This is a genomic window from Morganella sp. HSTU-ASny43 (assembly GCF_022819185.1).
GTDB classification, from domain to species: Bacteria; Pseudomonadota; Gammaproteobacteria; order Enterobacterales; family Enterobacteriaceae; genus Morganella; species Morganella morganii.
On record NZ_WSPG01000005.1, the window covers coordinates 41,298 to 53,611 of the forward strand.

Annotated in this window: 10 protein-coding genes; 3 read left to right on the plus strand and 7 right to left on the minus strand. The window is 53.8% G+C overall.

What is annotated here, in order from left to right; translation table 11 throughout:
- Positions 1–5: 5 nt before the first annotated feature.
- Entirely contained in the window at positions 6–758 is a 753-nt protein-coding gene (locus GN208_RS03955; RefSeq protein WP_225310107.1) for a nucleotidyltransferase domain-containing protein, read from the plus strand.
- 51 nt (positions 759–809) lie between these two features.
- Here the strand turns inward: GN208_RS03955 and ftsP are convergent, their stop codons facing one another.
- From ftsP to nudF, 7 genes are all read right to left on the minus strand, one after another.
- Complete coding sequence (gene ftsP, locus GN208_RS03960) at positions 810–2,237, minus strand: cell division protein FtsP (RefSeq protein ID WP_004237164.1); 1,428 nt, start codon at positions 2,235–2,237, stop codon at positions 810–812.
- A gap of 228 nt (positions 2,238–2,465) precedes the next feature.
- A complete protein-coding gene (locus GN208_RS03965) occupies positions 2,466–3,212 on the minus strand; it encodes a 1-acylglycerol-3-phosphate O-acyltransferase (protein WP_004237163.1) in 747 nt (248 codons plus the stop codon).
- Between the two features lie 79 nt (positions 3,213–3,291).
- On the minus strand, positions 3,292–5,553 hold the full coding sequence (gene parC, locus GN208_RS03970; RefSeq protein WP_004237162.1) for a DNA topoisomerase IV subunit A: 2,262 nt from the start codon (positions 5,551–5,553) through the stop codon (positions 3,292–3,294).
- 42 nt (positions 5,554–5,595) lie between these two features.
- The gene (parE, locus tag GN208_RS03975) at positions 5,596–7,491 is read right to left on the minus strand and encodes a DNA topoisomerase IV subunit B (RefSeq protein WP_004237161.1); all 1,896 of its coding nucleotides are present in this window, start codon (positions 7,489–7,491) and stop codon (positions 5,596–5,598) included.
- Positions 7,492–7,586: 95 nt separating this feature from the next.
- Positions 7,587–8,165 carry an esterase YqiA gene (yqiA, locus tag GN208_RS03980; RefSeq protein ID WP_015422447.1) on the minus strand — a complete coding sequence of 193 codons (579 nt, stop codon included), beginning with the start codon at positions 8,163–8,165 and terminating at the stop codon, positions 7,587–7,589.
- A complete protein-coding gene (gene cpdA, locus GN208_RS03985) occupies positions 8,165–8,998 on the minus strand; it encodes a 3',5'-cyclic-AMP phosphodiesterase (RefSeq protein ID WP_004242163.1) in 834 nt (277 codons plus the stop codon). The genes yqiA and cpdA overlap by 1 nt, the downstream gene beginning before the upstream one ends.
- A 108-nt stretch (positions 8,999–9,106) precedes the next feature.
- Complete coding sequence (nudF, locus tag GN208_RS03990) at positions 9,107–9,745, minus strand: ADP-ribose diphosphatase (RefSeq protein WP_004237158.1); 639 nt, start codon at positions 9,743–9,745, stop codon at positions 9,107–9,109.
- Between the two features lie 219 nt (positions 9,746–9,964).
- Between nudF and tolC the strand changes: the two genes are divergently transcribed.
- Positions 9,965–11,329, plus strand: coding sequence for an outer membrane channel protein TolC (gene tolC / locus GN208_RS03995; RefSeq protein ID WP_004237157.1), 1,365 nt, complete (start codon positions 9,965–9,967; stop codon positions 11,327–11,329).
- Positions 11,330–11,634: 305 nt separating this feature from the next.
- Complete coding sequence (locus GN208_RS04000; RefSeq protein ID WP_004242161.1) at positions 11,635–12,312, plus strand: DUF1190 family protein; 678 nt, start codon at positions 11,635–11,637, stop codon at positions 12,310–12,312.
- Positions 12,313–12,314: the final 2 nt, after the last annotated feature.

Sequence of the window (12,314 nt, forward strand, 5' to 3'; positions counted from 1 at the left end):
TGATAATGAAAACAGATAAATACACTTTTCAGCCGGAATTTCAGAATGTGATACAGGATGCAGTACAGTCCCTGTGTACTGCACTGCCGGGTATTCTGCACAGCATCTATGTTTACGGCAGTGTGGCTGAAGGCCGCGCTGTCCCGGGCCGCTCTGATCTGGATCTGACCCTGGTTTTGCACCGGCCGCTCAGTGCGGCGGAAAAAACCATTCTCCGTTGTCTGGACAAAGCACTGACCGCGCGTCACAGCAGTGTGTCAAAAATCGGGTTTGATACCGGCCTGCTGTCAGAAGTGACCTCTGCGGAAGAACAGCCGGTCTGGGCTTACTGGCTGGCACACTTTTGCCTGCCGGTCTGGGGTGATGACCTGACACTGAAACTGCCTGTCGTGACACTGAACCGTGAGATTATACACGGCATTAACGGTGATTTTCCGGTACTCGTCCGTACCAACCTGATGCAGTTACAGAAAAGCCCGCCGCTGACTGAGATCCGGCGGATAAAACGGGAAACTGCGCGGCGTCTGCTGCGTGCCACCGCCCTGGTGTGGAATGATTATGAAACCTGCACTTACCCGCTGCCGCTGCCGCAGATGGCCGGAAAAGCCATAGCACTGTATCCGGAAAAGCGCCACGCGATCACCTTCCTGCTGGGGCAGACCGAAGAACCGGATACCGGCATCATTCAGTTTATCGCGGTTGCCGGGACATTCTCCCGCTGGCTGCGGGATGAGGAAAAACGGCTGCTGAGCCGCTGAGAAACCATAAAAAACCGCTGATTATTCAGCGGTTTTTTTATATCCGGTATTTTAATACTGAGAAGACGGCTCGATTTCCAGCTGCCCGGTAACCCCTCTGTCCGCCTGCTCCAGGAACTGGCTGTAATAGAAGAACGGGAAGTGAGAATACGATGGCTGCATCATCTGCACCAGCAATTCACTGCGCCCGTCAATCCAGACAGTGTCTTTCCAGCCGTAATCCTGCGGCTGCGGTGACTGGCCGTTATGGTTGATCACCTTAAAGCGGACACCGCTGATATGGAACGGCTGCGGAGTATCGGTTGTGACAACCCAGCGCTCCCAGTTGCCCTGCTGTGTGCGGATATCGGTTCGGCTCATATCCCACATCGCGCCGTTAATCCCCGGCGGTGACAAACTGAGTGACACATCGCGGTTACGGACACCGGTCGTGATCTGTGTCGGATCCTGAATCAGGGTGGTTGGTAAATTATCCGTTACCAGCGAGATCAGGCCGGTTGCGCGGATAGTCAGCACATTGGTATTCACCAGTGTGTTTGATGTCTCAAACAGACTTTTAAAACGCTCTGTCAGAGTAGCAGATTCCCCGGCCGTGATAGTCAGTGTTTCTGTTTTTGACATATCGATCAGCACTTCACGCCGTTCACCCGGTGACAGGGACAGCACCTCAACCGCCACTGGTGACGGCAGCAGCCCCTGATCAGAGGCAATCATATAGAACGGACGGCCGTCACTGAGTTTCAGTTCAAAGCGGCGGGCGTTTGCGGCATTAACCATGCGCAGCCGGATCCAGCCTTTCGACACTTCCAGATACGGATCTTCCGCACCGTTGACGATCAGCCGGTCACCGATAAACATACCGTCACTTTCTGTGCGGTACTCCGGTGAACCGAAGGAATCCAGGCGTTTATCCTGAATGATCAGCGGGAAATCATTGACGCCGTACTCTTTCGGCAACGGCAGATTACGGCTTTCCTCATCATCCACAATCCACATACCGGCGAGCCCGTTATAAACGTGCGGTGCCATCCGGTTCGGAGTATTGGCGTGATACCAGCAGGTTGCAGCCGGCTGGCGCACCGGGATCACCGGCGACCAGTCTGTATTTGGTGAAATCAGACGCGCAGCACCACCGGCAACCGTTCCCGGCACCAGCAGCCCGCTGACATTGACCGCAACCGGCTCTGACAGGCGGTTGCTGTAAATCATTTTGATGTCATCGCCATTACGGACGCGGACAGTCGGCCCGAGATAACGGCCGTTAAAGCCCCAGACACTGGCCTGAGTTTTACCGTTAAATGACCAGTGTGTACGCTGCATCGTCAGAAATAACGGCTGTCCGTTGCGGCTTTCCAGCAATGGCGGAACAGGTAACGGCTGACTGCCGCCCTCATCTGCCGCGCGGACAGACAGAGGCAGTGAGCCTAAACACACAGCTAAGCCGGATGCTTGAATAAACCGGCGCCGACTCAGGGTCATAGCATCTCCGAAAAAAACGTTTCCATGATTTTTATGATTTGTGCCGAACACCCGTATGCCGGTGAGCAGACAGAGACATCCGTGTTATCGTTTCATGAAGGGCATACGCTTAACAACGGAGTGTTAAGCGTATGATATAGCGGATGAAGAGCAATTCCTAAACTTATCTATGATAAGTTGCAAAATAATAAGGCTGGTATTGTATAACCGACGTGACAGTCACGGAAATCAAGCGTCTTTACGGCCCTTTTGTTTTTCCATTTCAACCACTTCCTTATCCAGCTCCGCGATACGTTTGATCATCATCTGGCGGCAATCTTCAGCCAGTTCACGCACCTGTTCTCGGGTATATTTTGAGGTATCAACCGGCGGCAGCATTTCCACAATCACCACACCGTTATTCCAGCGGTTCAGTTTAATGCGCCCCTGAGTGGTGGACACACATACCGGCACCACCGGCACACCGGCGGCCATTGCCGCGTGGAAAGCACCGGTTTTAAACGGCAGCATACCGCGGCCCCGGCTGCGCGTGCCTTCCGGGAACATCCAGACAGAGATATTGCGTTTTTTGATCTGATCCGCCACCTGGGTAATGGTGTTATGGGCCTTGCTGCGGTTGCTCCGGTCAATCAGGATATTCCCCGAAATCCAGTACAGCTGCCCGAAAAACGGGATCCAAATCAGGCTGCGTTTACCGACAGTCACCGTGCGCGGCTGCACCGCATTCGACATGGTGATCATGTCATAGTTGTTCTGGTGGTTGCCCACATACACACAGGAACCGTAGTGTTTCGCTTCTTCCGGAATGCGGTACACCATTTTGATGCCGAAAACATGAGAAAGCTTGCCGTACATGCGGCCGAAAGTCATCACATGCTTCGGGTTACGCGGGCTGGTCAGGCAGATAAGAATGCCGGCCAGACTACCGAAAATACAATAAAAAATAACGATGATGATACGTAAAATGGCTAACATGCGTCCCCCGCAAAATGGCCTTTTAAGAAAAGCGGGGCAATCATTGCCCCGTGAATAGTATCGCTGTTAATACCGGATATTACGCCTTCGGCTCCGGTACAGAAATATCAATCCGTTCGATCTTTTTCTGCATGCCGCGCGGCAGTGCCGTACCACGGCGTCCGCGCTCAGCACGGAATTTCTGCAGATCTTCCGGACGCAGCATCAGTTTACGCTTACCGAAATGCAGTGTCACACTGGCATCCGGGCGGATCACAAACAGATGTGCCAGACCGTCCTCCCCGGCTACGGCCGCCGCAGAGGTAATGGAGATAATTTTGTTCCCCTTCCCTTTTGACAGCTGCGGCAGGTCACCGACAGGGAACAGCAGCATCCGCCCTTCCTGCGATACTGCCAGCAGAAGGTCGTTTTCCTCGTCATTCACCTCAATCGGCGTCATGACTTTCGCGTTATCCGGCAGCGTGATCAGTACTTTCCCGGCTTTGTTTTTCGCGACCAGGTCACTGAATGTACAGATAAAGCCGTAACCAGCATCCGAGGCCATCAGGTACTTCTGATTTTCATCGTTCATCAGTACCTGTTCAAACACGGCACCCGGCGGCGGTGTCAGTTTGCCGGTCAGCGGCTCGCCCTGACCACGGGCACCCGGCAGTTCCAGCGGATCGAGCGAATAACTGCGCCCGGTGGAATCAAGGAATACCACCGGCTGATTACTTTTGCCCCGTGCCGCGCCAAGGAAGGTATCACCCGCTTTGTAGTTCATGCCGGACGGGTCGATATCATGGCCTTTGGCGCTGCGCACCCAGCCCATCTGTGACAGCACAACCGTCACCGGTTCGGACGGCAGAATGTCATGCTCGCTCATGGCTTTCGCCTCTTCGCGCTCGTTGAGCGGGGAGCGGCGATCGTCACCGTACTGTTTAGCGTCTTCCTCAAGCTCTTTTTTCAGCAGCGTGTTCATACGCCGCTCAGAGCCGAGAATAGCCTGTAATTTATCACGCTCTTTGGCCAGCTCATCCTGCTCGCCACGGATTTTCATCTCTTCGAGTTTGGCTAAATGGCGTAATTTCAGTTCGAGGATGGCTTCCGCCTGAGTATCACTCAGCCCGAAACGATCCATCAGTACCGGTTTCGGCTCATCTTCCGAACGGATGATTTCAATCACTTCATCAATGTTGAGATACGCGAGCAGCAAACCGTCAAGAATATGCAGACGGCGCAGTACTTTTTCCAGCCGGTGATTCAGGCGGCGGCGCACCGTTTCGCGGCGGTAAACCAGCCACTCATTGAGGATCTCAACCAGCCCTTTAACCGCCGGACGTCCGTCCAGACCGATCATATTCAGGTTGATACGGTAGCTTCTTTCCAGATCCGTGGTCGCGAACAGGTGAGTCATCACCTGATCAAGATCGATCCGGTTACTGCGCGGCACAACCACCAGCCGGGTCGGGTTTTCATGATCCGACTCATCGCGCAGATCTTCCACCATCGGCAGTTTTTTCGCCCGCATCTGTGCAGCTATCTGCTCCAGCACTTTCGCGCCGGAAACCTGATGCGGCAGCGCGGTGATCACCGCATTACCGTCCTCAGTTGTCCACACCGCGCGCATACGCACAGAGCCACGGCCGGATTTATAGATTTTACGGATATCCTCCGGTCCGGTGATGATTTCCGCTTCTGTCGGATAATCAGGGCCGGGGATAAACGCCATCACCTCTTCGAGAGACAGAGACGGCTTGTCAATCAGCGCCAGCAGTGCACCGGTCACTTCACGGGCATTGTGCGGCGGAATATCCGTCGCCATACCGACCGCAATCCCGGTGGTGCCGTTGAGCAGAATGTTCGGCAGACGCGCCGGTAACATTTTCGGCTCCTGCATGGTGCCGTCAAAGTTCGGCACCCAGTCTGCGGTGCCGTGTCCCAGTTCACTGAGCAGCACTTCCGCATATTTTGACAGGCGCGATTCGGTATAACGCATGGCGGCGAAGGATTTCGGATCATCCGGTGCCCCCCAGTTCCCCTGACCGTCCACCAGCGGGTAGCGGTAAGAGAACGGCTGCGCCATCAGTACCATCGCCTCATAGCAGGCGCTGTCGCCGTGCGGATGGTATTTACCCAGCACGTCACCGACGGTACGGGCAGATTTTTTGTATTTGGCGGAGTTGCTTAACCCCAGTTCAGACATGGCATACACGATACGCCGCTGAACTGGTTTTAACCCGTCGCCGATAAAAGGGAGTGCCCTGTCCATGATGACGTACATGGAATAGTTGAGGTAGGCATTCTCTGTAAAATTATGAAGCGCCTGGCGCTCCACACCGTCATGAGTTATTTCACTCATTCACTCTGTTCCTCTGACCTTTTGTGCCGTCACGGGGTGACATCACACATCCAATTCCACCCGATCACCCTTTTCCTGCAGCCAGTTACGGCGGTCTTCCGCACGTTTCTTGCCGAGGAGCATATCCATCACCGACATCGTTTCCTGATAGTTTTCCTCACTGATAGTGAGCTGTACCAGACGCCGGGTATTCGGATCCAGGGTCGTTTCACGCAACTGGCCGGGGTTCATTTCCCCCAGCCCTTTAAAACGCTGCACATTCGGTTTGCCGCGCTTGCGGCTTAATTTATCCAGAATTGCATTTTTCTCGCTCTCATCGAGGGCGTAATGCACCTCTTTGCCGAGGTCGATACGATAGAGCGGCGGCATAGCCATATAGACATGACCGGCTTTCACCAGCGCCGGGAAGTGACGCACAAACAGCGCACACAGCAGGGTGGCGATGTGCAGCCCGTCCGAGTCCGCATCCGCGAGGATACAGATTTTGCCATAACGCAGGGTGCTTAAATCGTCGCTGTCCGGATCGATACCGATAGCCACGGAAATATCATGCACTTCCTGAGATGCCAGCACTTCATCAGACGACACTTCCCAGGTATTCAGTATCTTACCGCGCAGCGGCATGATGGCCTGGAATTCGCGGTCACGCGCCTGCTTGGCTGAACCGCCCGCCGAGTCCCCTTCCACCAGAAACAGTTCGGTCTGATTCAGATCCTGGGATGAACAGTCCGCCAGTTTCCCCGGCAGCGCCGGACCTGACGTCAGCTTTTTGCGCACCACTTTTTTCGCGGCCCGCAGACGGCGCTGGGCGCTGGCAATCGCCATTTCCGCCAGCTGTTCCGCTGCCTGTACGTTCTGGTTGAGCCACAGACTGAATGCATCCTTCACCACACCGCTGACAAATGCCGCGCACTGGCGTGATGAGAGACGTTCTTTGGTCTGACCGGCAAACTGCGGATCCTGCATTTTCACGGAGAGCACATACGCACAGCGCTCCCAGATATCGTCAGCGGATAACTTCACGCCGCGCGGCAGAATATTACGGAATTCGCAGAACTCGCGGATACCGTCGAGCAGCCCCTGGCGCAGGCCATTGGCATGGGTACCGCCCAGCGGGGTCGGGATCAGGTTGACGTAGCTTTCAGTCAGCAGTTCGCCGCCTTCCGGCAGCCACAGCAGCGCCCAGTCCACCTCTTCGTTGTCCCCGGCATGTTTGCCGGTAAACGCCGCTTCCGGCAAAGTGACCAGGCCGTTGACGTTTTCCATCAGGTAATCGGTCAGGCCATCCTGGTAGCACCAGCGCTGTTCAGTCTCGTTCACATTATCTTTGAAAAGGATCTCAACACCCGGGCACAGCACGGCTTTGGCTTTCAGCAGATGCACCAGCCGGGAGACAGAGAAGCGCGGACTGTCAAAAAACTGCTCATCCGGCCAGAAATGTACGCTGGTACCGGTGTTGCGTTTGCCGCACTGCCCGATGACAGCCAGTTCACTGACTTTGTCACCATTTTCAAAGGCAATCTGATAAACCTGTCCGTCACGGCGGACAGTCACTTCGGTGCGTTTTGACAACGCATTGACCACGGAAATACCTACCCCGTGAAGACCACCGGAAAACTGATAGTTTTTATTGGAGAACTTCCCCCCGGCATGCAGGCGGGTCATGATCAGTTCGACCGCAGAGACTTTCTCTTCCGGGTGGATATCCACCGGCATTCCGCGCCCATCGTCAATCACTTCAACAGACTGATCTTTATGTAAAATAACTTCGACAGATTTAGCGTGACCAGCTAAAGCCTCATCGACGCTGTTGTCGATAACTTCCTGAGCAAGGTGATTCGGCCGCGTCGTGTCCGTATACATACCCGGACGGCGGCGGACAGGCTCCAAACCACTGAGGACTTCAATATCCTCTGCGTTATAAGATGATTGCGTCATGTTGGATTATCGGTTTTTCGCTAAAAAATAAACAAAATACGTGAATGATACTGGCGATAATACCAGTCCCTGATAAATTTAAATACGATTTTTCATTAATGGCCGAGGCCGAGGAACTCAATTATCTGCGGAAAATAGCGCTGAAATCCGGTAAAGGCATGGTTTCCGCCGGGTTCAATCGTCTGTTTGCATGCCACCAGATGGGTGACCGCCTGGCGGTAATCCAGCACTTCATCGCCGGTCTGCTGCAATAACCAGATCAAATCCGGTGATTCGACAGGATCGGCAAAAATCGCCCGTAAATCCTGCATATGATGCGGTTCGAGTGTGTAACGTTCGCCGGTGTAGGGGTTTTGATTGTCCCCGAGATAATCCTGAAGCAGATCAAACGGATATACAGCCGGATTGACCACCACAGCGGGGACATCAAACGCCTGTGACAGCCAGAGGGCAAAATACCCGCCCAGCGACGACCCGACAATTCCGGTGGTCTCACCGGCTAGCGAGTTCATCAGATCTTCCAGAAACAGTGCAGCCTCATCCGGATAGCAGGGGATCTGCGGCTGTAACATCCGGATCGCCGGATGGTGCTCTGCCAGCCACGCTTTCAGCATCGTCCCTTTCTCTGACAACGGGGAACTGTTGAAGCCGTGCAGATAAAGGAGCGTCGCCATCAGTAACCGTCCGAACCCAGGTCGGGGCTGAATTCATCCGTATCCAGCCGGAACAGCTGTGTGGTCAGCGACGGATTATCACCGGTGGTCAGCTCCAGATAACGCCAGCCCGGAGCGGCGGTATCCAGCGTAAAATTGGTGCAGTGCGGTTTGAACTGGACACAGGTCGACGGCGTGGCCAGCATGCGGATACCGTTCCACATCACATCCAGATCCTGATGAATATGCCCGCACAAAATACCTTCAATATTCTGATAGCGGGTCAGAACCTCAGCCAGCATATGCGAGTTGCGCAGACTGTGCTGATCGAGCCAGGTACAGCCGGATGCCAGCGGATGGTGATGCAGCATAACAACAGTATGGCGGTCAGGCTGCTGCGCCAGGCAGTTATCCAGCCAGATAAGCTGATCATCACTCAGTTCGCCGTGCGGCACACTCTGAACCTGACTGTCGAGCAGCAGGATCTGCCACTGATCCCCGAGCAGCACCTGCTTGGAGGGAGAGATACCGGCGGCGGCCAGCTCCTGCGCCATGGACGGCTGGTAATCATGATTCCCCGGCAGCCAGACACACGGCGCCGGTAAACGGGCAATACCGTCCGTAAACCGCTGATAAGCCCGGGTGCTCTGATCCTGAACCAGATCACCGGTGGCAACAATCAGGTCGGCCGGTAACTGCTGTTTTACGATAGCATCCAGCACGGCATGGTAACTGTGCAGGGTATTAATGCCCAGCAGCGTGTCGGTTTCGCCGGCAAAAAGATGCGTATCAGTAATCTGTAAAATTCTGACCGCAGCGCCGTCAGCCACGGGCAAGTGCAACGGGGTTTCCAATCGATGTCCTTGTTATTTTAACAACTAACATATAATGATAACGTGTTTCGGCGAAGAAGATCTGCAATCCCGCACACAATTCCCCGGATGCGTATAAAAAAATCCGGATTATTTATCCCGCCACGTTGTGCGTATACGTTCATAGTGCAGTGTAAGCCACTGAATTGCAATGACAGTTGCTGCGTTATCGATCACACCTTTTTCAACCCATTCATACGCCTGTTCCCGGCTGACCACATGAACACGGATGTCCTCATTCTCCTGCGCCAGCCCGTGAACCCCGCCCGCCGCTGTGGTATCTGCCTCGCCGATATACACATACATCCGCTCGGACGTCCCGCCCGGGCTTGAAAGATAACTCAGTGCAAAGGTACAGCGGCCGATTTTCAGCCCCGCTTCCTCTTCCGCTTCACGCCGTACCACATCTTCAGCGGATTCCCCGCTTTTATCGATCATCCCGGCCACGGCTTCCAGCAGCCAGGGCGTCTGACCACTTTCGATGGCCGGCAGACGAATCTGTTCAATCAGCACAATTTCATCACGGACCGGATCATACGGCAAAATCACTCCGGCATTGCCCCGTTCGAAGACTTCGCGGCGGATTTCCGGGCTCCAGCCGCCCTCAAATAACCGGTGACGGAAACGGTATTCATTAATCTTAAAGAATCCTGAAAACAGGGTTTTCTTACTGATTATCTCCACGTCATCGCTGCTGAACGCAAAAGGTAATCCGGATGTGTGTTTCATACTATTTTCTCCGCCAATACATCAATTATCAGTGATAATGGCCTTTTTCCTCTGCTGAGATAAAGAAATTTTCATCCCGTTGAGGTAAAGTTAAGCTAATTTAACGCAGAAGGCACAAACGGCTACCTTTATTAGCGAGCGGACTCTGCTAGAATTAGAGCCATTTGGTGCTTCCCGTGAGGCAACTGACAGATTAGCGCTGTGCAAAAAGGAATCCTAATGAAGAAACTGCTTTCTCTTCTCATTGCTGTGAGTGTGGCAGGTTTCAGCTCTGTCACCCAGGCTGAAGACCTCCTGCAGGTTTATCAAAAAGCGAAAGAGACCAACCCGACCCTCCGTCAGACTCAGGCTGAACGTAACCAGGCTTTCGAAAAAATTAACGAAGCCCGCAGTCCGTTACTGCCGCAGTTAGGTTTAAGCGGGGGTTATGACTATAACACCGGTTACCGTGATAACAGTAACCAGAGCAATAATGCACTGAATGCACAGCTGAAACTGACTCAGACAATTTTTGACATGAGCAAATGGCGTCAGCTGAACCTGCAGGAACAAACTGCCGGGATCAGCGATATCACATTCCAGAGTGCCCAACAGCAGCTGATTGTGGATACCGCCGTTGCTTACTTTAATGTTCTGCGCGCGCTGGATACCCTGTCTTTCGTACAGGCACAGAAAGAAGCCGTCTACCGCCAGCTGGATCAGACCACTCAGCGTTTCAATGTGGGTCTGGTAGCCATTACTGACGTACAGAACGCCCGCGCTAACTACGACAGTGTTCTGGCTCAGGAAGTCGCCGGCCGTAATGATGTCGAAAACGCCATTGAAGCACTGCGTCAGGTGAGCGGTATTTATTACAGCGAATTAGCCTCCCTGGATGTGAACCGCTTTAAAACCAATGCCCCGGATGCCATCGAAGCCCTGCTGAAAGAAGCACAGGAACGTAACCTGAACCTGCTGGGTGCCACACTGAGCCGTAATCTGGCGAAAGAGCAAATCAGCCTGGCGGAATCCGGTCACTATCCGACTGTAAACCTGAGTGCCGGCACAGGCGTAACCAACACCGATTACAGCGGCAACGGCTACCCTAACGGCCGCCCAAATAACAGCTACGCCGGTCAGAGCACCATCGGCGTGAACGTCAGTATCCCGCTGTACACCGGTGGTGCCGTGTCATCACAGGTTGATCAGGCTCAGTACGGCTATACCGCTGCCAGCGAAAAACTGGAAGCGACACTGCGTCAGGTTGTTCAGACCACCCGCTCTTCTTACAACAATATCAACGCCTCAATCAGCAGCGTGAACGCCTACAAACAGGTTGTGACCTCTGCGGAAAGCTCACTCGATGCAACCGAAGCCGGTTATCAGGTGGGTACGCGTACGATTGTGGATGTGCTGAACGCCACCACTACCCTGTATGAAGCGAAGAAAAGTCTGTCCAACGCCCGTTATGACTATCTGATTAACCAGCTTTATATCGGTCAGGCACGCGGTACGCTGAATGAAGACGATATCCTGCGCCTCAACCAGGTGCTGGGTAAAACTATTTCCACATCACCGGCTTCCGTGGCACCGACCACCCGCTGATCCTGATGTTTGTATGATAAGAACCCGCCTTCCGGCGGGTTTTTTTATACTTTTGCTGTTTTTGCGGATAATACTTCTGCCGGGCAGTGAAATATCAGGTTATATACCGGAGGCCGCAATATAATTACACCGGCCGGGCGTATTCCCCCCGTAAAAATACCGCGATACCGGTATCTTTTTTTTCTGTTAATCTGATTTAATTCACATCAGATGCAAAAAGCAGATTATTGCTTTAATTTCACACAGTTTTCCCCTATCCTAGACAGTAATTACCTCCCATAAAACCGTTTCCGGATATAACGACGATGACAATGAAACGCACCAAGAATATTAACCGCGACGCTTTCCGCAAAACCTGGCGTCAGTACCGCCTGGCACCTGTTGCGGCTGCTGTCGGCGCTGTTCTGATGTTAACCGCCTGCGATGAAGCCGATGAAACCGTTGCGCTCTACACCACCGCAGAGCAGTGCTCCGCCGCGAACCCGTCACAGGCCGGTGAATGTACCACTGCCTATAACAACGCACTGGAAGAAGCAGCAAAAACCGCACCGAAATATGCCACCCGCGAAGACTGCGTGGCGGAATTCGGTGAAGCCCAGTGTACTCAGGCACCAACAGAGCTGGCGAATAACAGCCAGCAGCAGCAACCTGCCCAGGCATCCGGCAGCTTCTGGATGCCGCTGATGGCCGGTTATATGATGGGCCGTATGATGGGCGGCGGTGCCGCTGCTTCTCAGCCGCTGTTCACTTCCCGTAACCCGGCAAGCCCGGCTAACGGCAAGTTTGTTGATGCCACCGGTAAAAACTACGGTTCTGCCACCGGCGGACGCAGCATGACAGTACCGAAAACCGCCATGGCACCAAAACCGGCCACCACAACCACCACCACACGCGGTGGCTTCGGTGACAGCGTGGCGAAACAGAACACCATGCAGCGCTCATCCGGCAGCAGCAATTCATCTTCCCGTTCAATGGGCGGCTGATT